Source organism: Streptomyces sp. NPDC001880 (assembly GCF_053594575.1).
Window position 1 is genome coordinate 57,326 of record NZ_JBSFET010000027.1, and the last position, 21,288, is coordinate 78,613.

At 69.1% G+C, this 21,288-nt stretch carries 21 protein-coding genes, 1 tRNA gene and 2 pseudogenes; 10 read left to right on the top strand and 14 right to left on the bottom strand.

Going from position 1 to position 21,288, the window contains the following annotated elements; translation table 11 throughout:
• Positions 1-56 precede the first annotated feature (56 nt).
• The 7 genes from ACWCQ6_RS17655 to ACWCQ6_RS17685 all read right to left on the bottom strand — a co-directional run bounded on the left by ACWCQ6_RS17655 (position 57) and on the right by ACWCQ6_RS17685 (position 3,741).
• Positions 57-902, bottom strand: coding sequence for an RNA polymerase sigma factor SigF (locus ACWCQ6_RS17655; protein WP_451090104.1), 846 nt, complete (start codon positions 900-902; stop codon positions 57-59).
• Between the two features lie 178 nt (positions 903-1,080).
• A complete protein-coding gene (locus ACWCQ6_RS17660) occupies positions 1,081-1,374 on the bottom strand; it encodes a Dabb family protein (RefSeq protein ID WP_072488257.1) in 294 nt (97 codons plus the stop codon).
• A 9-nt stretch (positions 1,375-1,383) separates the two neighbouring features.
• Positions 1,384-1,611, bottom strand: a complete 228-nt coding sequence (locus ACWCQ6_RS17665) for a hypothetical protein (RefSeq protein ID WP_451090141.1) — start codon at positions 1,609-1,611, stop codon at positions 1,384-1,386.
• A gap of 494 nt (positions 1,612-2,105) precedes the next feature.
• Positions 2,106-2,190 (bottom strand) — tRNA-Ser (locus ACWCQ6_RS17670).
• Between the two features lie 45 nt (positions 2,191-2,235).
• Positions 2,236-2,664: a tRNA adenosine(34) deaminase TadA gene (gene tadA / locus ACWCQ6_RS17675; protein WP_451090135.1), complete on the bottom strand. Its 429-nt coding sequence runs from the start codon at positions 2,662-2,664 to the stop codon at positions 2,236-2,238.
• A 57-nt stretch (positions 2,665-2,721) separates the two neighbouring features.
• Positions 2,722-3,273: a tRNA adenosine deaminase-associated protein gene (locus tag ACWCQ6_RS17680; RefSeq protein WP_451090137.1), complete on the bottom strand. Its 552-nt coding sequence runs from the start codon at positions 3,271-3,273 to the stop codon at positions 2,722-2,724.
• A 186-nt stretch (positions 3,274-3,459) separates the two neighbouring features.
• A complete protein-coding gene (locus tag ACWCQ6_RS17685) occupies positions 3,460-3,741 on the bottom strand; it encodes a hypothetical protein (RefSeq protein ID WP_451090106.1) in 282 nt (93 codons plus the stop codon).
• Between the two features lie 103 nt (positions 3,742-3,844).
• Here ACWCQ6_RS17685 and upp point away from each other — a divergent pair, with 103 nt between their 5' ends.
• Positions 3,845-4,480, top strand: a complete 636-nt coding sequence (upp, locus tag ACWCQ6_RS17690) for a uracil phosphoribosyltransferase (RefSeq protein ID WP_329819946.1) — start codon at positions 3,845-3,847, stop codon at positions 4,478-4,480.
• Positions 4,481-4,519: 39 nt separating this feature from the next.
• On the opposite strand, the gene ACWCQ6_RS17695 is transcribed toward upp, so the two are convergent.
• Positions 4,520-5,116 carry a LytR C-terminal domain-containing protein gene (locus ACWCQ6_RS17695; RefSeq protein ID WP_451090139.1) on the bottom strand — a complete coding sequence of 199 codons (597 nt, stop codon included), beginning with the start codon at positions 5,114-5,116 and terminating at the stop codon, positions 4,520-4,522.
• Positions 5,117-5,321: 205 nt separating this feature from the next.
• A complete protein-coding gene (locus tag ACWCQ6_RS17700) occupies positions 5,322-5,618 on the bottom strand; it encodes a type II toxin-antitoxin system VapB family antitoxin (RefSeq protein WP_072488263.1) in 297 nt (98 codons plus the stop codon).
• Positions 5,619-5,876: 258 nt separating this feature from the next.
• On the opposite strand from ACWCQ6_RS17700, the pseudogene ACWCQ6_RS17705 reads away from it, so the two are divergent.
• Positions 5,877-6,224 (top strand): annotated as a pseudogene (locus ACWCQ6_RS17705) (helicase HerA-like domain-containing protein); the annotation flags it as partial.
• Positions 6,225-6,298: 74 nt separating this feature from the next.
• On the opposite strand, the gene ACWCQ6_RS17710 reads toward ACWCQ6_RS17705, so the two are convergent.
• Positions 6,299-6,925, bottom strand: a complete 627-nt coding sequence (locus ACWCQ6_RS17710) for an HhH-GPD-type base excision DNA repair protein (RefSeq protein WP_451090108.1) — start codon at positions 6,923-6,925, stop codon at positions 6,299-6,301.
• 211 nt (positions 6,926-7,136) lie between these two features.
• Here ACWCQ6_RS17710 and ACWCQ6_RS17715 point away from each other — a divergent pair, with 211 nt between their 5' ends.
• Positions 7,137-7,937 carry an eCIS core domain-containing protein gene (locus ACWCQ6_RS17715; RefSeq protein WP_451090110.1) on the top strand — a complete coding sequence of 267 codons (801 nt, stop codon included), beginning with the start codon at positions 7,137-7,139 and terminating at the stop codon, positions 7,935-7,937.
• A gap of 269 nt (positions 7,938-8,206) precedes the next feature.
• Here ACWCQ6_RS17715 and ACWCQ6_RS17720 read toward each other — a convergent pair whose 3' ends face one another.
• The gene (locus ACWCQ6_RS17720; protein ID WP_451090112.1) at positions 8,207-9,529 is read right to left on the bottom strand and encodes a COG1470 family protein; all 1,323 of its coding nucleotides are present in this window, start codon (positions 9,527-9,529) and stop codon (positions 8,207-8,209) included.
• A 210-nt stretch (positions 9,530-9,739) separates the two neighbouring features.
• Between ACWCQ6_RS17720 and ACWCQ6_RS17725 the strand changes: the two genes are divergently transcribed.
• The 4 genes from ACWCQ6_RS17725 (at position 9,740) to ACWCQ6_RS17740 (ending at position 15,646) form a co-directional block, all read left to right on the top strand.
• A complete protein-coding gene (locus ACWCQ6_RS17725; RefSeq protein WP_451090114.1) occupies positions 9,740-10,366 on the top strand; it encodes a response regulator transcription factor in 627 nt (208 codons plus the stop codon).
• Between the two features lie 372 nt (positions 10,367-10,738).
• Entirely contained in the window at positions 10,739-12,745 is a 2,007-nt protein-coding gene (locus tag ACWCQ6_RS17730; protein WP_451090116.1) for a VWA domain-containing protein, read from the top strand.
• Positions 12,746-12,773: 28 nt separating this feature from the next.
• The gene (locus ACWCQ6_RS17735) at positions 12,774-13,562 is read left to right on the top strand and encodes a DUF4255 domain-containing protein (protein WP_451090118.1); all 789 of its coding nucleotides are present in this window, start codon (positions 12,774-12,776) and stop codon (positions 13,560-13,562) included.
• Positions 13,559-15,646, top strand: coding sequence for an ATP-binding protein (locus ACWCQ6_RS17740; RefSeq protein ID WP_451090120.1), 2,088 nt, complete (start codon positions 13,559-13,561; stop codon positions 15,644-15,646). The genes ACWCQ6_RS17735 and ACWCQ6_RS17740 overlap by 4 nt, the downstream gene beginning before the upstream one ends.
• Before the next feature lie 17 nt (positions 15,647-15,663).
• Here ACWCQ6_RS17740 and ACWCQ6_RS17745 read toward each other — a convergent pair whose 3' ends face one another.
• Positions 15,664-16,062: a DNA-binding protein gene (locus ACWCQ6_RS17745; protein WP_451090121.1), complete on the bottom strand. Its 399-nt coding sequence runs from the start codon at positions 16,060-16,062 to the stop codon at positions 15,664-15,666.
• Positions 16,062-16,340: a hypothetical protein gene (locus tag ACWCQ6_RS17750; RefSeq protein WP_451090123.1), complete on the bottom strand. Its 279-nt coding sequence runs from the start codon at positions 16,338-16,340 to the stop codon at positions 16,062-16,064. The genes ACWCQ6_RS17745 and ACWCQ6_RS17750 overlap by 1 nt, the downstream gene beginning before the upstream one ends.
• A gap of 160 nt (positions 16,341-16,500) precedes the next feature.
• On the opposite strand from ACWCQ6_RS17750, the gene ACWCQ6_RS17755 reads away from it, so the two are divergent.
• The 3 genes from ACWCQ6_RS17755 (at position 16,501) to ACWCQ6_RS17765 (ending at position 19,524) form a co-directional block, all read left to right on the top strand.
• The gene (locus ACWCQ6_RS17755; protein ID WP_451090125.1) at positions 16,501-17,289 is read left to right on the top strand and encodes an alpha/beta fold hydrolase; all 789 of its coding nucleotides are present in this window, start codon (positions 16,501-16,503) and stop codon (positions 17,287-17,289) included.
• Positions 17,286-18,560 (top strand): cytochrome P450, encoded by a 1,275-nt coding sequence (locus ACWCQ6_RS17760; protein WP_451090128.1) that lies wholly within the window; start codon positions 17,286-17,288, stop codon positions 18,558-18,560. Before ACWCQ6_RS17755 ends, ACWCQ6_RS17760 begins: the two co-directional genes overlap by 4 nt.
• Positions 18,561-18,972: 412 nt before the next feature.
• Positions 18,973-19,524 carry an SUKH-4 family immunity protein gene (locus ACWCQ6_RS17765; RefSeq protein ID WP_451090129.1) on the top strand — a complete coding sequence of 184 codons (552 nt, stop codon included), beginning with the start codon at positions 18,973-18,975 and terminating at the stop codon, positions 19,522-19,524.
• Between the two features lie 9 nt (positions 19,525-19,533).
• On the opposite strand, the pseudogene ACWCQ6_RS17770 reads toward ACWCQ6_RS17765, so the two are convergent.
• Positions 19,534-21,288, bottom strand: a pseudogene (locus tag ACWCQ6_RS17770) (hypothetical protein); the annotation flags it as partial.

The following is a 21,288-nucleotide window of genomic DNA, read 5'->3' on the forward strand; positions in this document are numbered from 1 at the left end:
GGTGCGAGGCATTTGGGTTCGCGCGAAGCGGACTTCGAGCGCTCCACCCGATCCGGTTAGGCCTCGATCCTGTTTGCGGATCGGAGTCGGGCGAAGCTTCGGGCCAACAGCCTTGACACATGCATCTGGGAGACCCCTAGTTCGGCGCTGATCTGCGACTGTGTCAGATTGCTGTAGTAGCGCAGCAGAAGGATGCGCTGCTCGCGCTCGGGCAGCTGTACGAGCAGATGCCGGACGAGGTCGCGGTGCTCGACCCCGGCGAGCGCCGGGTCCTCGTAGCCGAGCCGGTCCAGCAGCCCGGGCAGCCCGTCGCCCTCCTGGGCGGCCTCCAGCGAGGTCGCGTGGTAGGAGCGTCCGGCCTCGATGCAGGCGAGCACCTCGTCCTCGGAGATCTTCAGCCGCTCGGCGATCTCGGCGGTGGTGGGAGAACGGCCGTGAGCGGTCGTCAGGTCCTCGGTGGCGCCGGTGACCTGGACCCACAGCTCGTGCAGCCGCCGGGGCACGTGGACGGTCCGTACGTTGTCCCGGAAGTACCGCTTGATCTCGCCGACGACGGTGGGCATCGCGAACGTCGGGAACTGGACGCCGCGTTCGGGGTCGAACCGGTCGATGGCGTTGATCAAGCCGATCGTGCCGACCTGGACGACGTCCTCCATCGGCTCGTTGCGGCTGCGGAACCGCGCCGCGGCGTACCGCACCAGCGGGAGGTTCGCCTCGATGAGCGCCGCCCGCACCCGGCCGTGCTCGGGGGTCCCCGGCTCCAGGTTCTTGAGCTGCCCGAAAAGCACCTGGGTGAGCGCCCTGGTGTCCGCGCCCCGGGTCCTGGCGGGTGCTGTCGTACTGTCGGGCGCCTCGGTCTGGACGGACTGGGGAGGCACTTGAGGCGCTGTACTGGCCGGCACGATGAGGCCACCCCTTTGCAGTCAACTTCGGTCAACTCATCCGTCAAAAGCGGTCATAGCATCACAAGACATGTCCACTGTGTGCAAGCACCGTATGGTGCCGTGTTGGGGTCAACTTTGTTTAAACACCAAAAAAAGCCCCTCACTGTGAAGGTGAGGGGCTTGCGGGCCGTTCGGATCAGAACGGGTAGTCGGCGATCACCCAGCTGGCGAATTCGCGCCACTGCCCGGCGGCGGCCTGATGCGCGGGGTGCTCGATGTACCGCTTCAGGGCGTCCTGGTCGGCGACGGCGGAGTTGATGGCGAAGTCGTACGCGATCGGCCGGTCGGTGATGTTCCAGGCGCACTCCCAGAACTCCAGCTCGGGGATCTGCCCCTCCAGCTTCCGGAAGGCCTCCGCCCCGGCGACGACCCGCGGGTCGTCCCGCTCGACGCCGTCGTTCAGTTTGAACAGGACCAGATGGCGGATCACGGTGTACTCCTACTTCACGAGCTCGGACATGAAATCTCCGACGCCCTGTGCGGCACTCGAAACGCCCTCGAACCCTATCTGGACGAGATCAGCCGCCCGGGCCGGGGAGGTGATGATCGTGTACAGCACGAAGACGACTATCACGTAGAGAGCTATCTTCTTCGCTTGCACCACAGCCCCCGCCTCCCCTTCGATCCCCTGTTTCGATCCTTTGTGCAGTCCGGCGAGTCTATCCACACGTATGGCCGCATCCCCGGGCGGTTTCCGATCACTCACACAGGCTTTAAGGACCAAGGACCCGGCGATCGAGGCCCTTCGCCCGCCCGTGCGGCCCGTGATCAGGAGCAGGATGGACGGTGAGCCCAGCGGATACGGCAGGAATCCGAGGGGCTCGGAACGGGCCCCCACTGTGGGGTCCTCGCCGCGGCCACCCCCTGACTGCGGCGAGGACCGGAGGCCCCGTTCTCACCGGGGGAAGCGGCTTGTCCCCCCGATGCCGCTTCCCCCGACCTGACTCATGGCTGTGGCCCCGGCACGACAATCGTCGCGCCGGGGCCACAGCCGTATGCGCGTCGCACCGCCCCTGAACAGGCCCCCGGCCTCTTCGACGAGACCGGCCCTGCGCGTGGGGCCGCGCGTGACTACGGCGACGGCCTGGGGGCCGCCGACGGAGTGAGGGGCAAGGAAAAACCCGAAGGGCCCGACGCGATGCGCCGGGCCCTTCACAAGAGCGGTAGCGGAGGGATTTGAACCCTCGGTGAGTCTCCCCACACTCGCTTTCGAGGCGAGCTCCTTCGGCCGCTCGGACACGCTACCGAGAGAGAGCTTAGACCATGGCGGGCCGTGGACAGAAATCGGTTCTCAGCGGGTGCGGAAGAAGGCCGTCAGGCGGCCGGCGCAGATGTCCTCCAGGACGCCCTGGACGACCTCGGGACGGTGGTTGAGCCGACGGTCGCGTACGACGTCCCAGAGGGAGCCCGCCGCGCCCGCCTTCTCGTCGCGGGCCCCGTAGACCACCCGGTCCACGCGGGACTGCACCAGGGCGCCCGCGCACATCGTGCAGGGCTCCAGGGTGACGACCAGGGTGCAGCCGGTCAGCCGCCATCGGCCGAGGGCGGCCGCGGCCCTGCGGAGGGCGAGGACCTCGGCGTGGGCGGTCGGGTCGCCGGTCGCCTCGCGTTCGTTGTGGCCCGTGGCGAGCAGGGTGCCGTCCGGGCCGAGCACGACGGCACCGACCGGCACATCGCCGGCCGGCGCCGCCAGATCGGCCTCGGCCAGGGCGCGGCGCATGTGCGCCCGCCACGGGTCTCTCACGGGGTCGTGCGGTGGTTCGCTCACCCGCGGACCCTAACGGACGGCCTCCAGGACCTCGGCCGCGCCCAGCGCGTCCGCGATCTCCGCCATGGCGTCCGAGCGCAGCATCAGCAGCTCGGCCTCGGGGAGCCCGAGGTCGGCCAGGATCCGGGTGTCGCCGATCGGGCCGGACGGCACGGCGTCGCTGTCGAGGCCGTCGTCATCTTCTTCGTCGTTGTCGGGGGTGGTGTCCGGGTCGCCGTCCTCAGTACCGTCGAGGCCGACGAGTTCTTCGAGGGCGGCAATCGTGTCCTCGGCCTCGGGTTCGCGGCCGAGCAGTTCGTCGGTGAGCAGGATCTCGCCGTACGAGGAGCGGGCGGCGGCGGTGGCGTCCGAGATGAAAATACGGGGGTCGTCCTCACCGTCCACCCGGACGACGCCGAACCAGGCGTCCTCCTGTTCGATGAAGACGAGCACCGTGTCCTCGTCCACCGAGGCCTCACGGGCCAGATCCGTCAGGTCGGACAGGGTCTCCACATCGTCGAGTTCCGTGTCGCTCGCTTCCCACCCGTCTTCGGTGCGCGCGAGCAGTGCGGCGAAGTACACCGTGACTCTCCCACTGGTCATAGGGGTGTCGGTCCGGCGGGAGGGCAGTCGGTGATCCGGCTGTCCTGGATCCCGCCCATCGGAATCGTGGCAGAAACAACGGCTCCGCGAGAGGAGTTCGGCCGTTGCGTCGGCCATCAGTTCTCCTGGACGCCGCCACCAGAGGGATGCCGGACGGCCGTCCGGCTACCAGCGGAAGGTGCGCATGCGCATGGCCTGGCGCATCCGGGCCGCCCTCGCGCGGCGGGGCTGCACCCGGTCGCGGAGCGCCTTCGCCTCGTGGAGTTCGCGCAGAAACTGGGCGCGCCGCCTTCGGCGTGCCGCGTCGCCCTCCTCCGGATCCTGCGGGACCTCCGCGTCCTGCGGGACCTCCGGATCCTCCGTGTCCTGCTGGACCTTCGCGTCCTGCGGGACCTCTGCGTCCTGCGGGACCGGCTGGTCCCGCTTCCGCTTTTCGCCGTCCGGCATCGGCTCATCACCCCAAGGCTGGGTCCGTATGCCCCCACCTTCCCCCCGAACATGCGGTTGATGCCAGCGCACGGGTGCGAGAGGCACCGTTACTGTTGAACCCATGCGGATCCACGTCGTCGACCATCCACTGGTCGCGCACAAGCTCACCACCCTGCGCGACAAGCGCACCGACTCCCCGACTTTCCGGCGGCTCGCCGACGAGCTGGTCACCCTGCTCGCCTACGAGGCCACCCGGGATGTGCGCACCGAACAGGTCGACATCGAGACCCCGGTCACACCGACGACCGGTGTGAAGCTGTCGCACCCGCGGCCGCTGGTCGTGCCGATCCTGCGGGCCGGTCTCGGCATGCTCGACGGCATGGTGCGACTGCTGCCGACCGCCGAGGTCGGCTTCCTGGGCATGATCCGCAACGAGGAGACCCTCAAGGCGGAGACGTACGCCACCCGGATGCCGGAGGACCTCTCGGGCCGCCAGGTGTATGTCCTGGACCCGATGCTGGCCACCGGCGGCACGCTGGTCGCGGCCATCAAGGAACTGATCGAGCGCGGTGCGGACGATGTCACCGCCGTCGTGCTGCTCGCGGCGCCCGAGGGCGTCGAGGTGATGGAGCGCGAGTTGGCCGGTACGCCGGTGACCGTCGTCACCGCCTCGGTCGACGAGCGGCTCAACGAGAACGGCTACATCGTCCCGGGCCTCGGTGACGCGGGCGACCGGATGTACGGCACGGTCGACTAGGGCCTCGCGCGTACGGCTGCCGGGGCGTCCCGGCAGCCGTCAGCAGGGCGACGGTGCGGGGGCCGGCTTCGTCAGGGCGGCGAGCGCGGCGGCCGCTGCCTGGGGCGTGTTGAGCGTCTTGAACTTCGTACCGAGAATCAGATCGACGTCCGCCGTCCTGCGGGCGTCGGTCTTCGGGGTGGCGCCCACCAGTTGCGTACCGAGGACCGGGAACGAGCCGTTCGTGGCCGAAGGGGCACCCAGCAGCACCCCGGTGCCGGGGACCTTCTTGTCGTACGCGGCCGAGGCGTTTCCCACCTTGCCGATGGTGAAGCCGCGTTTCTTCAGCTCGTCGGCGGCCTGCTTGGCGAGCCCGCTGCGCGGCGTCGCGTTGTAGACGTTGACGGTGATCTTCGCAGGCTTCGGCAGCACCCTCGCGGGCGTGGACGGCTTGGCGGAGGGGCAGTCCGCCCGGTGGTCGGCGGCGCTGGCCTTCCGGTTGCCGCCGGTGAAGACGTCGATGAGCTGCATCGTGCCCCATCCGGCCAGCCCGAGGGCGGCCACGGAAGCGGTGACAGCGAGGATCAGTCTGCCGCGGCGCCGGGGGCGACGCATCCGCGGGTACTTGTCGCCTGTGATGCGGTACTTTCCGCCCATGCCGGGGGGAGTGAGCATGCTCATGGGCGCAGCGTAGTGCGGCCCGGTGATGATGCCTACTAAATGATCAATGGATCGCACCCGTCCGAGTGCGAAAGCACCCGAACGAACCCCGGAGCGCCCGTAGGCCTCGCGGGGTCTCGTCGGTGCTGCCGGTCCCGTGGGACCGGGAGCACCGCGGCTCCGTGGACGGAACCCGCTTCGGTCAGCCGAGTTCGAGCACGCGGGCGTGCAGTACCTGGCGCTGCTGAAGTGCGGCGCGGACTGCGCGGTGCAGTCCGTCCTCCAGGTAGAGGTCGCCCTGCCACTTCACGACGTGCGCGAACAGGTCACCGTAGAACGTCGAATCCTCGGCGAGGAGGGTTTCGAGGTCCAGGTTGCCCTTGGTGGTCACCAGCTGATCGAGGCGGACCGGGCGCGGCGCGACATCCGCCCACTGCCGGGTGCTTTCCCGGCCGTGGTCGGGATATGGCCGCCCATTTCCGATGCGCTTGAAGATCACACGGAAAGCCTACCGGGCAAGAGCCTCCGGGCGCAGCCATGGGGCAGGACTGCGACGCTGTCGAGAACGCCATAAATGCAGGCATTCCGGAACGGGGCCCCTATGAGTGACAGCCCGAGTGACAGCCCGAGCGACAGCTTGACGGACAGATTGACGGTCGGTTCGACGGGCAGCGGCAGTGCGGGCGGAGGCGCGGGCGGCGGTACGGGTGGTGGTGCTCTGCCTGAGCCGGCCCGGGAGATCGCCGCCGGGTACGCCGTTTCCGGGGCCGCCCTCGATGCGGCCGTGAAGGACTCCTCGCTGTACGGGCGTTACGCGCAGGCGGTGGACCGGGAGTCGGCGTACGAGAAGCTGAGCGCCGGTCAGGAGGCCCAGCGGCGGGCCGCCGAGGCGGAGGCCGCGGAGATCGCGGACCGGGCGGCGGTGGAGGAGGCGGTACGCGGGGAGCGGGCGCGCGGGGCCGAGAAGGCGGCCGAGGAGGACGCCTCGCTGGTCGAGCAGGCGGTGGCGAGCGGGATGTTCCGGTCGCTGGCCCGGTCCGTCGGGACGCAGCTGGGCCGGGAGATCTCGCGGTCGCTCTTCGGTACGGCCCGCCGCCGACGGTAGGCGGGGGCCGCTGCTGCTTGGGGTGGGTGGTGCGTGGCGGTGCTGCGGATCGGGGCCGGTGGCGCCCGGCGGCGCTACTGCCTGGCGGCGCGTTTGGTCGCCTTGGCCGCTTTGGCCGCCTGCTTCGCGTGCTGCTTGTACGCGCGGACCTCGGTGAGCGATTCCGGGCCCGTGATGTCGGCGACCGAGCGGTGCGAGCCGGCCTCGCCGTACGATCCCGCCGCCTCTCGCCAGCCCGTCGGCCGGACCCCGAACTGCTTGCCCAGCAACGCCAGGAAGATCTGCGCCTTCTGGGTACCGAAGCCGGGCAGCGCGTTCAGCCGTTTCCGCAGCTCGGCCCCGTCGGACACATCGGTCCACACCGCGCTCGCGTCGCCGTCGTACTCCGCCACCAGGTACTGGCACAACTGCTGGACCCGCTTGGCCATGGAACCGGGATAGCGGTGCAGGGCGGGCTTCGCGGTGAACAGCTCGGTGAACGCCTCCGGGTCGTAGGCGGCGATCTCATGCGCGTCCAGGTCGTCCTCGCCCATCCGCTGCGCCAGGGCGTACGGGCCGGAGAACGCCCACTCCATCGGCACCTGCTGGTCCAGCAGCATGCCCACCAGGGCGGCGAGCGGGCTGCGCCCGAGGAGCTCGTCCGCCTTCGGCTCCTGGGCGATCCGCACGGTGACGGGCTGGACCTCGTTGCTCTTGGTCATGTCTTTGATCATCCCGACGGCGGTGCGGCCCGGCCACTCCACTGCCCGCCGGTACGGCCGTTTGCCGTACGGACGGACCGGGGTGCCCGAAGGGGCAGGGCCGGCTGCCCCCGGCCGGCGGGGTCCGGGCTGGACTGGGCAGTGGGGCGTCGTGAAGGTGGAGTGGTGAGGCCATCACGACGCGCCTTCGACCGGGGCGCGGGCAGGGGAGATGACGATGCACGCACAGGAATGGGACCAGGAGCACGACCACGAGCGGGATCACGGACACGGGCATGAGCACGACGAACCCGTACACGCGTCGAGGGCGTCCGAGGGCCGGGAGCCGGTGGACACCCCGCATCTCTTCCGGGCGGCGGCAGCCGGGCGGGCCGATGTGGTCGGCGCCGGAGGCATGAGCGTGCTCCAGCGTGCGGTCGGCAACAGCGCCGTGGGGTCGATGCTCCAGCGCAGGGAGGAGGAAGAGCGCTCCCCCGTGCACGATGTGGTCTCGTCGGGCGGAGGGCAGCCCCTGGACACCGACACCCGGGCCGACATGGAGGGGCGGATGGGCGCGGACTTCTCCGACGTACGCATCCACACGGACTCCGCCGCCCACGAGTCCGCGAAGGGCGTGGGCGCCCACGCGTACACGGTCGGCAACAACGTGGTCTTTCAGCGGGACGCCTACGATCCGTCCTCGCCGCAGGGCCGCACCACGCTGGCCCATGAGCTGACCCATGTGATCCAGCAGCGCAACGGCCCGGTGGAGGGTACGGAGGCGCCCGGCGGGATCCGGGTCAGCGACCCCTCCGACAGGTTCGAGCGGGAGGCCGTCGCGAACGCCGACCGGGTGCTCGCGGACCCGGCTCCGGCTCCCGTGCCGGATTCGGCCCCCGCCCCGGCTCCGGCGACGTCCGTGCAGCGGGCCGCGACGGAGGACGAGGACGAGCAGCCTGCCGATGTGCAGGGCTCTTTCGTGCAGCGGGCGGAGGCAGGCGCCGAGGAGGAGGAAGAGACCCCGCCCGAGTGACGGCATTCGGCGGCCGGCCCTTCGGTAGACGGGCCTTCGGCGGCTGGGTCTCAGACGGATGGGCCTCAGGTGGTGGGCAGGCGGCGGACAGGTTTTCGGCGGACGGTGCCCAGTGGCCCGTCCGCCGTGTCCGTCGCCCGGCCGCGTCGGTCCGCCGTGCCCGTCTGCCGCGCCCGCCCGTGCGCCGTGTCAGTCGTGCCTGTTCGCCAGTCGCGCTCGTCTGTCAGTCGTGCCCGTTCGCCAGTCGCCCCGTCCGCCGCCCGGCCGCGTCAGTCCACCGTATCCGTCTTCATCGTGCCGCCGAGGAACAGCGACTCCGAGCACCGCGAGGGCGTGGGCGCGTTCACCGGCTTGCCCACCTTCCGGCAGTCGACGGTCATCGTGACCTTGCCCCCGGCGGGCACCAGGATCGGCGTGACGAAGTGGTAGTCGGAGTCTCGGAAGTTCTCCAGCGCCAGCCGGAGCACGGGCGCGTCCCGGCCCGAGGAGACCACGAGCGTGCCCGCGTCGCCCTGTGGGTTCTGGACCACGATGTCGGTCAGCTGGAAGGTGTGCCCGCCGGGCACCTGGAGGGCGGTCGCGGTGTTCGACCCGCCGCCCACCGAGTCCCTGACCTGCACCTGCGCACTGGTCGGGGCTGCGGCGCCCGCGTCGGAGGTCGCGCCGGAGCTCGGTGAGGGGCTGGGCTTCGGCGAGCCGCCGTTCGCCCCGGAGGAGTCGCCACCGCCCGAGCTCGCGCCGCCCGAGGAGCCCTTGTCGGGCGCCTTGCTCTTGTCGGCCGCGGCGGCGGACCGTACCGCGTCCGGTGTGATCGCCTCCCGGGCCGCCGACTTCACGGCCGGGCGCAGCAGCGCGTACCAGAGCCCCACCAGCGCGATCAGCAGCACGGCCGCGGTGATCAGCGCCCGGGGCAGCCAGCGCGGCAGGATCGGCTCCTGCTGGTACGAACCGTCCACGACCACCGGTGCGACCGGCTGCTGGTCCTCGGCCACGTCCGGGGTGACGACCAGCTGGAACGGGTGTGTGACCGGGATGCCGCGCCACAACCGCTTGGCGGGCCGGATCCGCACCTTCCCGAACTCCGCCCGTCCGGGCGCGATCTGCAGGGTGTCCGCCGCGAACGAGACCCGCGCCCGCTCCGTACCCGACTGGGCTCCCAACCGTACGGTGACCGGGGCGTTCCCCCGGTTGTCGACGGCGAGTTGATGCCGTCCCCACCAGGCGCCGTGCGAGCTGCGCGGTACGAGTTCGGCTGTGGTCTCGTTGAAGGGCAGTACGGTCACCCGCCCCTCGGGCACCACCGTGTCGCCCTGCTCGCTGGTGGGCACCACCCGTATCCCGAAGGGCGTCTCCCCGGCGAGTACGGTCGAGTCCCGGGGCGGACGCAGCATGAGGGAGACCGTCTGCGAGTCGCCCGGATACAGGGACAGCGTCGCCGGCTCGACCGTCGACCAGGCGGCACACGCGCCGACCACCTCGAAGCGGTACTCCTCGACGGTGCTGCCGGAGTTGAGGATCCGCAGGGGGAGGGCCGTCTCCTCGCCCGGTGCGGCGGTGACGGACGAATCGTCGAGGCTTGCCGTGAGACTCATACGGCGCACCGTAGGTTCGCCGCTGAAGGTCGACATCGGCCGTGAAGGAACACTTCCGGGCAGATTCTGTGCCCGGATCGGCTTTTTTGTTTCCCTGTAAGGAAACACGGGCATCTTTTGACCGCCTCAGACGAGTGAGGCATACGAAAACAGCCGTGCTGGTTGTGATCGACGTGACGCCATCGGCTGTTGCCCAGGGGGAGCATTGCCATGGAGCGCATCACTGTCGCATTAAGGGCCCAGGATCCGATCTCACAGGCGGGCGTGGCCAGTCAGTTACGTACTCGGCCCGAAGTCAGCGTGACGGATTGGGGAGAGGGCGACGACTCCCCTCAGATCGTGATCGTCGTCGTGGACACGGTCGACGAGGCGGTGTTGACGATGCTGCGCCACATTCAGCGCACCAGCACCTCGCGCACCGTCCTGGTCACCACGGACATCGACGAGCAGAAGTTGGTGAGCGCCGCGGAGTGCGGTGTCGCCGGTGTGGTCAGGCGCTCCGAATCGACTCCGGAGCATCTGGTGCAGGTCATCAGGACAGTGGCGCGGGGCGAGGGCCATCTCCCCTCCGACCTGCTGGGAAGGCTCCTTGAGGAGGTGGGCCGCCTCCAGGGTCAGGTGCTCGGCCCGCGCGGGCTGCACTTCACCGGTCTCGCGGCGCGCGAGGTGGATGTGCTGCGGCTGGTCGCGGAGGGGTACGACACCGCGGACATCGCGACGAAGCTGGCGTACTCCGAGCGGACCATAAAGAACGTGCTGCATTCGGTGATGACCCGGCTGCAACTGCGGAACCGGTCGCACGCGGTGGCGTACGCGATGCGGCAGGGGCTGATCTGAGCCTGCCCGCACGGGGACGCGCGGCACGGGCGCGTGTGCGGTGTTGGTGTGCGTGTGGCGCGGGTGTGCGTGCGGTGTTGGCGTGCGTGCGACACGGGCGTGCGTACCGCGTTGGCGCGTACGGCACTTCGGTGGGTTCCCCGCTGCACTTTCGGGCAGCAGGGCCTTCCCGAGGGTGTGACTTCCGCACCGCTGTGTGTCCGCCGCCGGTGCAGGACCCTGACGTCCGGCGTGCCGATCGTCAGGTGTGCCGATCGGGCGAGGGTGGGGAGGACTTCCGTGCGCTGGTTCCAGCCGCTTCGGCGGGTGCCGCGGTCGCGGCGGGACGGATCGGCCCGGGCCAGGCCGTCCACTTCACCCCGCGCTCTCACCGTGCTCCGCGTTCCGGCCCTCGCGCTGCTCCTCGTGGTCACCGGCATTGCGCCCGGTTCGGCCGTCACCACCGGTGCGCCGATGGTCGCGGTGCCCGAACCCTGGGTCACGCCCGCCGAGTTCACCGACGCGGTCGACCCGGGCGGCTCCACGGGCGTGGCCAAGCAGGTGCGTACGCCGGTCGTCCCGCCGAGGCCGGACGTGATCCTGCTGGTGGACGGAACGAAGAGCATGGAGAAACCGATTACGAGCGTGCGGGACAACTTGACCAAGATCACCGACGCGATTCGGGCCGAGCAGCGGGACTCCCGGTTCGCCGTAGCCACCTTCGGGGACCAGGAAGGCGATGCGAACGCCGGATTCCAGGTGCTGACCGAGCTTACGACCGACGACACCAAGATAAGAGAGGGTGTCGGCGGCCTCGGCACCGGACTGGGCGGAAAGAGCCGCGGTCCGTCCGAGGACTGGATCAACGGGCTGTGGCAGATCGCCAACGGCGCGGGCGGGAAGACCGTGTTCCGCGAAGGGGCCAGCCCGGTCATCGTGGTGGTCAGCGACGCGTCCAGCCACTCGCCCAGCAACGGCCACTCCATCGATGACACGATCTCCGCCCTTCAGGACAAGAACGTCCGGGTGATCGGCGTGGACGTGGAGAGCAAGGTCGGCGACGGGATGAACGGCAACGGTGACGCACACAACCCGGACAACCCCGACTACGTCGAGGAACCGCCCACCACACCCGGTCAGGCGACACGCATCGTTGGAGCCACCAACGGCCGTCTGCTGGAAGGCATCGACGGGAAGCAGGTGGCGGACGCGATCATCGAGGGCTTCCGCAACCTTCCCACCAATGTGAGCTACCGCCTGGAAAACTGCGATCCGCATCTGTCCGTCAGCCTGGACCCGCCCACCCAGCAGCTCACCAGCGGCGAAACCGCGCACTTCGCGGAGAACATCGACGTTTCCGCGGACGCACCCCAGGGCACCCGGCTGAGCTGCACCGTCCAGTTCCTGATGGGCACCCAGGTCCCGGGGGCGGAAACGATCGGGCCGGCCGCGGCGGCCGACCCGGACTTCCAGGAACAGATCAACATCGATGTGAACGACATCGACGCGCCCGTTGTCACCGTGGACGATCTGACGGTCCGGGCCAAGGACAAGAACGGCGCGCGCGTGACGTACACCGCCACTGCCGAGGACGCCACTGACGGCACACTCCCGGTGACGTGCAGCCCTGCCTCCGGTTCGCTCTTCCCGGTCGGCCGCACCACGGTGACGTGCTCGGCGACCGACTCGACGGGCAATACGGGGACGGACACGGCGGACATCGAGGTCCTGGAGGCCCCCGTCCCGCCCTCGGCGGATGTGGCGATGAAGGTGGACGTCAGACCGGACCGTACGTACACCGGTCGCCCGGCCGGTGCCCGCTTCACCATCACCAACGCCGGTCCGGACCCGGCAACCGGCGTGGTCATCGCTTCCACCTGGCCGACACCGTCCAAGGGGAAGGACCGCAGCCTGCCGGCCCTGACCCGCTGCACGGCGGCGAAACCGTGCACCATTCCCGCCGGTGGCCGCATCGAGGTGACCCAGACCGCGACATACCGTGCGGCGATCACCGGGGACGTACGGGCCACCGTGCGCGGCACGCTGCCGGACCGCCGCACGGCCAACAACCAGGACACCGACCGGCTGCGCGTCCTGGAACCCTCGCTGACGGTCACCCCGCAGGTCGCCAAGCCGGGTCAGCCGGTGCTGGCCCGCGGCAAGGACTACCCGCCGGGCGCGACGGTACGTTTCACGTGGAACACCGGCATCACCCCCGGGGGAGCGACCGCCACGGTGGGCCGCGACGGCACCTTCGAGGTGCAGGTCCTGGTCCTGCGCAAGGACAAGCTGGGCCCGCGCGAACTGAGGGCGGACTCACGCGATCTCGACCGGCTGAAGAAACCGGTCCTGGTGGTGCAGCGGAATCTTCAGCCGCCGGACTTCGCGGGCCGCGCGTGAGCGCCGGTGAGCGCAGGGGAGTGAACGCGTGATCCACGAGGTCGACGACGTACTGAGGGCGCTGATCAGGGCGGAGGTGCTCGGAGGAGGCCAGATCGCGGTGGTCTTCGACGCCCCGACCCGGGAATGGGCGGCGAAGGTCAACGCGCCCATGGTCAACCTGTACCTCTACGACATCCGCGAGGACATGCGCAGGCGGGAGCGGGGGCTGCACAACGACTACGACGAGCGGGGCACGATCGTCGCGCGCCGCCGCCCGCCCCGGTTCTTCAAGCTGTCGTACCTGATCACGGCATGGACGAAGCGCCCGGAGGACGAACACCGGCTGCTCTCCTCGCTGCTCGGCTGTCTGCTGCGCTACGAGGCGCTGCCGCCGGAGCGACTGGCGGGCACCCTGGCCGAGATCGGGGCGCCCGTACCCATGTCGATCGCGCTGCCGCCGCCGGAGGACCGCTCGTTCGCCGACGTGTGGAGCGCGCTGGGCGGGGAGCTGAAACCCTCGCTCGACTTGGTGGTCAGCGTGCCGGTGACGGCGTCGCCGAGCTATGTGGTCGGGCCGCCGGTCGGGGACGAGGGGCTGAGGACCCGCTTCGGGGACGTACCCGAGGGGGCCGAGCCGGTGTCGGAAGCGACGCCGGGACGCGGGGGCCTCCCGGTGTACGGAGGCCGTCCGGGGCGACCGGGTGGGGGCGCCGCCTCGCGCGTCCCCGATGCGGAACGGCGGCGCGGTCTGTCCCTCCGCATCACGGAGACCCGGAAGGCCCGGGACACGCGCACGGAAGCCCGGACGGCCCGTACGGAGGAAAGCGCCGAATGACGACCGCGGGTGATCCGAACCTGCGCCATCTCCTCGCCCGCGCGGTGGCGGTGGAGCAGCGCATCCGACGGGCGGTCGAGGCCCGGCAGCTCACCGATCCGGACCCGGACGACGCCTTCCGCGGCCTCTACCTCACGGACGAGAACATCGCCCGCCTGCTGGACGAGACCGAGGCCCGCGCCTTCCCGTACCCCGTACCGGACTCCGGTGAGGCGCCGGACTTCGGGGAGGTGCTCGACTCCGGGGAGACATCGGACCCCGGGGAGGCGTCGGCGGAGCGGTCCGGACTCACGACCCTGGCGCGCGAGTTCGGCCTCACCGCCCTCGATATCGAGATCCTTCTCATCACCCTCGTACCGGATCTCGACGACCGCTTCGAGGCGTTCTACGGCTACCTGAACGATGACGTCACCCGCCGCCGTCCGTCCATCGGCCTGGCCCTGGGCCTGTGCGGGCTGTCTCCCGCCGACCAGGAGGCGCGCGGCCGGCTGTCGGCCCGTGCCCCGCTCCGCGAGGGCCGCCTCCTCCTGGTCGAGGACCTGGACCGGCCGTTTCTGAGCCGGGCACTGCGCGTCCCCGACCGGGTCACCGCGCACCTCCTGGGCGACGACACCCCCGACCCCCGGCTGGCCGACCTCCTCGCCCCCTGGCACGCCGTCCCGGGCGTCGGCGACCCGGCCCCGCTCGCCGGGGCGCTCGCCCACGGCGCTTCGCTGGCCTACCTCCGCGAGGACCAGGGCGGTGCGGGCACGGCCCTCGCGGCCTCAGCGCTGACCCTTGCGGGCCGCCGGGTCCTGGGCCTGGACCTGGCGCGGCTGGCCGAGGACCCGTCCCCGGCCGAGGCGGTCCGCTCCCTGGTCCGGGAAGCCCGGCTGACCGGCGCGGGCGTGGTCTGCGCCCCGCTCGACGCGGTCGCCCGCGACCACCCGGAGCTCCTCCGGCTCCTCACCGGTACCCCGGTCCCCACGATCCTGGTGGGCCGGGCCCCCTGGGACGCGTCCTGGTCCGCCGCCCCGCCCCTGCTCCTGCACGCCCCACGCGTGGAACCCTCGACCAGAGCGGCCCTCTGGACCGACGCGTACGATGCCCCCGTCCCCGACACCATCGACGTGGACCGGCTGCTCTCGCCGTTCCTCCTCACCCCGGAACAGATCACCCGCGCCGCCCGGGGCGCCGCCCAGACCACCCACCTGGACGGCGGCGCCCTCACCCCCGACCACGTCCGCCAGGGCGCCCGCGCCCAGAACGCGGCGGGCCTGGACCGCCTGGCCCGCCGCATCGAACCCACCGTCACCTGGGACGACCTGGTCCTCCCGCCCGACACCCACGCCCAGCTCCGCGAACTCACCGCCCGCGCGCGGCATCGCGACCGGGTCCTGGGGGAGTGGGGCATGCGCCCCGGCGGCGGGCGGGGACGGGGCGTCTCCGCCCTCTTCGCGGGCGACTCGGGCACCGGCAAGACGATGTCGGCGGAGGTCATCGCCGCGGACCTCGGCCTGGACCTCTACACGGTCGACCTGGCGACGGTGATCGACAAGTACGTGGGCGAGACGGAGAAGAACCTGGAACGCATCTTCACGGAGGCGGCGGGCGTGAACGGGGTCCTCCTCTTCGACGAGGCGGACGCGATCTTCGGCAAGCGCTCCGACGTGAAGGACGCCCACGACCGCTACGCGAACGTCGAGAGCGCGTACCTCCTCCAGCGCATGGAGTCCTTCGACGGCCTGGCCATCCTCGCCACCAACCTCCGGGCCAACCTGGACGACGCGTTCACCCGCCGCCTGGACCTCGTCATCGACTTCCCGGTCCCGGACCCCGAACAGCGCCTCGTCCTCTGGGAGCGCTGCCTGGGCCCCGTACTCCCCCGGGGCAAGGACCTGGACCTCGCCTTCTGCGCGGAGAACTTCGAGCTGGCGGGCGGCAACATCCGCTCGGTCGCGGTGACGTCCGCGTACCTGGCGGCGGACACGGGCGAGCCGGTGACGATGCCGACGCTGATCCACGCGATCCAGCGCGAGTACCAGAAGCTGGGCCGGCTGACCCTGGCGTCGGAGTTCGGCCCGTATCTGGAGCTGCTGGCCTGAGGCGGTGCGACGCCTGCTCAGACCTTGATGATGCGCACCTGGTCCCCGCACAGCAGTCCCAGATCCTCGGGGTCCGAGGTGAGGATCACCGTAGGTTTCGGCATCAGCAACGCAGTCGCTCCCACGACGGCGTCGATGGCGTACTTGTGCCCATGAAGTCCGGTATCGGTCAGTAGTGTCATGGCCGAGCGCCCGATCTCCTCGCTCACGGGCTCGACCGTCAGCCTGGACACCACCCAGTTGAACCGGGCGGCGTTCACCTTCCGATGGTGAGCCTCGATGAGGGTGAGAATGCTGACGACCACCCTCATGTCCTCCTGCTCCGCTCCACGGAGCAGCGTCATGACCTGCCGGTCATCAGCAACGACCTTGGACAGACCCTCGCTGTCCAGCACGAGCGTTCCGGCCCGAGCCATCAGGCGGCGTTCTGCGCATCATCGGCGTCGCCCCGCAGAAGCGCTCGGGCGGCATCGACCTCCGTACGACTCAGCGCACCGTGCTCCGCCTCGTGTGCGTTGGTCAGCTCGGCGAGGTTGTCCCGCTCGATCTGACGCTGCACGGCAGCGTCCACGTAGGCGGAGAAACCCCGCTTTCCCACGCGTGCACGGACGGCCGCGATATTGCCCGAGTGCAGGCTGACGGAGACGTTGGCGGTGGGGCCCTCGCCCACGCCGTAGGTGGTGTCGTCACTCATACCATCAATCTAATACATGAACTAGTAGAAGGTTGTGTTCGCCGCTACGAAGCGGTGGGCACCGGCACGCTCCCTTGCGCGGGCCCGTAGTTGGCGCGACTGTGGTCCGAGGCCAGCCGGTGGCCGGCAGGTTCCTCTCCGTACGGCGACGGGAGTCAGCGTGACCGCATTGCCTGTTCTGCCCCACGAACTGCACGGCGACGGCCCGCACAAGGTGATCGCGGTGCACGGCTGGCTCGCCGACCGCTCCGCGTACGCACCCGTGCTGCCGGACCTCGACCTCGGTGCGTTCCAGTACGCGGTGGTGGACCTGCGGGGGTACGGCGAGGCCCGGGACGCGGGCGGTGCATACACCACGGCCGAGGGGGCCGAGGACGTGCTCGCGCTGGCCGACCGGCTCGGCTGGGAGCGGTTCTCGCTGATCGGTCACTCGATGGGCGGCTCCGTCATCCAGCGGACGCTGGCCGCCGCGCCGGAGCGGGTGCGCCGGATCGTCGGCGTCTCCCCCGTCCCCGCGTCCGGCCTGACCCTCCCGCCCGAGCAGTGGGAACTGTTCGCCGCGGCGGCGCACACCCCGCAGAACCGCCGGATCATCCTCGACACCACCACCGGAGGCCGGCGCCCGGCGGGCTGGCTGGACCGCATGGTGCGCCGCTCGCTCGCATGCAGCGACGCGAAGGCGTTCCGGGCCTGGCTGGACTCCTGGGCGGGCGAGGACTTCCACGACCAGGTGGAGGGATTGCCGGTGCCGGCCCTGGCGGTGGTGGGCGCACTCGACCCGGCCCTCTCCGCGGAGTTGCAGCACGCCACCTGGATGCGCTGGTTCCCCCGGGCCGAACTGGTGGAGCTGCCGTCGTGCGGCCACTATGCGATGGACGAGGCCCCGCTCGACCTGATCCGCGTGGTGGAGGACTTCCTGCGGGCGGACGCCGAGGGCGCGGAGGCATGACGACCGGGTCCGGGGCCGGGGCCGTGCCGGACGTTTTCGACCCCAGGCAGTACGGGCGAGGCATTCCCCACGACAGCTACCGCCACCTGCGCGACCACCACCCCGTGGCGTGGCAGGAGGAGCCGGAGGTGCTCGGCTGGCCGGCAGGCCCCGGCTTCTGGGCGGTCACCCGGCACGAGGACGTGGTCCGGGTCCTGAAGGACTCCGCGACGTACTCCTCGTACCTGGGCGCCACTCAGATCCGCGACCCGGACCCTGCCGACCTCCCGTTCATCCGCCGCATGATGCTCAACCAGGACCCGCCGCACCACCGACGCCTGCGCGTACTCGTCAGCCGCGCCTTCACCCCCAAGCGCGTGGACCGTTTCGCCGGGCTCGTCCGCGAACGCGCCCGCTCCCTGCTCACCCGCGCGGTCACCGAGGCGCGGGCCGGCGACGGCACCTGCGACCTCGTCACCCAGGTCACCGACGACTACGCCCTGCTCAACCTCACCGACCTGCTCGGCGTACCGGACACCGATCGCGCGCTGCTCCTCCACTGGACCCAGCGCGTCATCGGGTACCAGGACCCCGACGAGGCGGGAACCCCGGAACTCGGCCCGGACGGCAAACCGCTCAACCCCCGGTCCCCGTCCGCCCTGCGTGACATGTTCGACTACGCCCACACCCTTGCCGCCCACAAGCGCCGCCACCCTGCCGAGGATGTGATGACGTCCCTGGCCACGGACCCCGAACTGACCGCTCCCGAACTGGAGATGTTCTTCTTCCTGCTGGTGATCGCCGGAAACGACACCGTACGCAGCGCGGCCCCCGGTGGCCTGCACCTCCTGGCGGAGAACCCCGAGGCGCACCGCCGCCTGCGCGACGGCGAGGCGGGGTTCACGACGGCCGTGGACGAACTCCTCCGCCGCCACCCCCCGGTCCTCACCTTCCGCCGCACGGCCACTCAGGACACGGAGCTGGCCGGCACCCGCATCCGCACCGGCGACAAGGTGGTCGTCTTCCACGCCTCCGCCAACCACGACGAACGCGTCTTCCCCGCCCCCTTCACCCTGGACCTCACCCGCTCTCCGAACCCCCACGTCTCCTTCGGCGACGGCCCTCATGTCTGCCTGGGCGCGCACTTCGCGCGCTTGCAGCTACGGATGTTGTACGAGGAGATGTGCCGCGCTCTACCGGCATCCCTCGAACCTGCGGGTTCACCGAGGCGCCTGGTGTCGAACTTCATCAACGGTCTGAAGTCGCTGCCCGTGCATGTGGCGGGTACCTGACAGCCAGTACGCGTCCCGGGTCGGCATCGTGGAACCAGCTCCGCATCGGGCGATTGCCACCCTGTTCGGGAAGGCGGCCTTCCGACCCCAGGGGCAGCGCCCCGCGGAGAGGAACCTTCGGTCAGTCGCCCTGCGCCAAGGTGCCCGGATGTGTCGAGGGGTTCGACCGTGCGGCGGGCGCTCGCTCGGGGCAGGTTCGGACTTCGCGTCAGCCCTGCCCGGGGGCCGCAGTGGGGGAACTGCCGGCTCGGTATCCGCTGCTCTGTTCCGAAGCGACAGCATCTGACTACACTCAAATCGGGCCGCCGAGCAGTGGGCTTTCCGCGGTGGCGCTGGAGTACAGGACTGCCCGTACCCGGCTTTACCTCTTCCTTTTACGCCGATTTCGACGGAATGCATCAGAAGGGCAGAAATGATCTCCCGCGAGCGTCTCGTAGAAGTTTTCGGAGAAGATACGGTGCTCCTTCCCGCGGAAGTGGTCCCGGAGGAACTCCGGCGGCACCCTGCCGGTCAAACCCTTATGCACACTGGACTCCCCAGGAACTTGCTGGATGCGATCTCTTCCGTGCCTGGCCTGGAAGAGGGGGTGAAGACGTACAATGAGCATTGCGAAGAAGTCGGCATCGAATCGGATGGGCGAATTCGAGCAATGTATAGGATCGGTTTCGCGGGCACCGGAGACATCCTTGTCGAGCCTGGCACTGGAGATGTCTACTACACAGTTCCCGAAGCCGACATTATCCGCCGGATCAACACGTCGATCGACAAGTATGTCGAGGCTCTTTGCGTGCTGGAGTCGGAACGTGAACGTTTCGATTTTCTCGACGAAGAAGATGTAGCAATCCAGCGCGAAGAGCTTTCCGATGTGCTGCGGGAATCCGATGAGGTTTCCTGGGACACTGCGTCCGCGTTCTGGTGCTGGATCATCGAGCAGATCAGTGCCGACGACTATCGCGTATTCTGAGGTGCGGGTTCACCCGCCCGACATCAGATCCTGTGCCGCTTTCTGTTCCGCTTCCTTGCGCTCCTGAGCCTGTTTCCGGATTTCCTGAATCCTCTTGTCGGCCACCAAGTCGTTCACCTGTTTTGCGCGATCCTTGAGTTGCTTGCGGAGGATTTTCATCTGCTGCTCCGTTTTGTCGACCCCGCCGCTCGTGTCCAGGGACTGGTAGTCCGGTCGTCGTGCCGCGAGTTCCGCGATCTCCGCTGCAGAGGGGTCGGCGCTGCTGTCGAAGGCGGAAATCTCTTGATCGTTAAAGTTTGTTGAGCGAATCGAATCAATGGTTATTGCGTGAACTTGCACGCCCGCCTTTTCGAGAATGGCCACGCCCAGCTTCTGTGTATCATTCGTCCCACGCAGTTGATGCCATCGCAGTTCGTCCGGGACTGGCGGCGGGTTGGCGGCACCGGCGTTCTCTCCGGTCTGTTCGGCTATATCCTTCTGTGCTTTTTTGTATTCCTCCTGAACTTCCTCGATGCGCTTGCGCGAGTCCTCCTCGCTTGTTCCCCAGAAACGCCTGACCTTCGGCTCCGGCAGTGGCTTGGACGGATTCTTCTTCTGCGCCTCGGCGCGGGCCTTCTCAAGCTGTTCGTGAGTGATAAGTGATTTGCTGGCGAACTGTTTGATGAGGTTGCCGTTCCGCTCCCGTACCTCTTCGCTGATGACTGACCCGCCTCGGTACGGAGCTGTTACGTTGGCCTTGGCGGTGACAGTGGCCCCGCGCTGCTCAAGTTTCCTGACAAACTCTGCGATAAAATCTGCACAGTTCACGCAGGAGCTTCTGTTGATGAACAGGTCCATATTGATGACAACGCCTTCCAATCTGCCCTCTCCGTAGTCTCCCCAGAGCAGCCGGTCGAACGCCTGAATAACTTTTTCCTCTCCATGAGCCTCGGAATAACTTCGCATGAATTTCTTGTCCGAAGCCTCCATGTTGCTGCTCTCGAACGTCTTTGTGTTCCTGCTCTGTGCCATGCTCTTGCCGCTCCATGAAATGATGCCTCGTGCATAGGTGGGCGGCGCCCACTCCTTCTTCTTATCAGTACCTCCGCTGGGATTTATTTCCATCTTTGCCGCAGCCTCGTTCAGTGTTGCCCAGCCCCTTACCTCATGGATCCAAGGGAGTTCTGCGAACTTGTCTCCAGGTAGCGACACGGTGTCCATGTCGGAGGCGGAGTATTCCGGGTTCACCTTCGCTCGAATGCGAACAGAAGTTTTACCGTGGGTCCCAGTGACAAAGGAAAGACTGGTTAGTCCCTGGCGCTTGTAGCGGCTCTCTATCTCGCGCAGTATGGACTTCGCCTGGGTCGGCGAAACTCCGCCCGCGACCCGGCGGGTGGCCTCCTCTGCCGCCTTGCGGGCCAGTTGTGCAAGCTCTTTCTGAGACTTCCCGGCCTTGGGGTCGTGAGGATCCCCCTTCTTTCCTTTGAGTTTGTTCCAGAGGGCTTTGCCCTTTTTGGCGATGAAGTTGACGATTTTGTCGATGGCGCGGTTGACGGGTCGGGATACGGCGTGGAAGACGGATTTGACCTTGTTGGCGAGGGAGCCGATCCCGAGGAGTGAGGCGAGGAAGCCGATGAGGAGCGGGACGCTGGCGGCGAGGGCGGCCTCGACCATCTTCGGGACGCCTGCCGCGCCGCCGTTGGCGATGGCGATGACCGCGTCCAGGACGGCGTTGACGAACTCCACGATCTGGGCGCCCTGGTTCACGATGAACGTGACGATGTC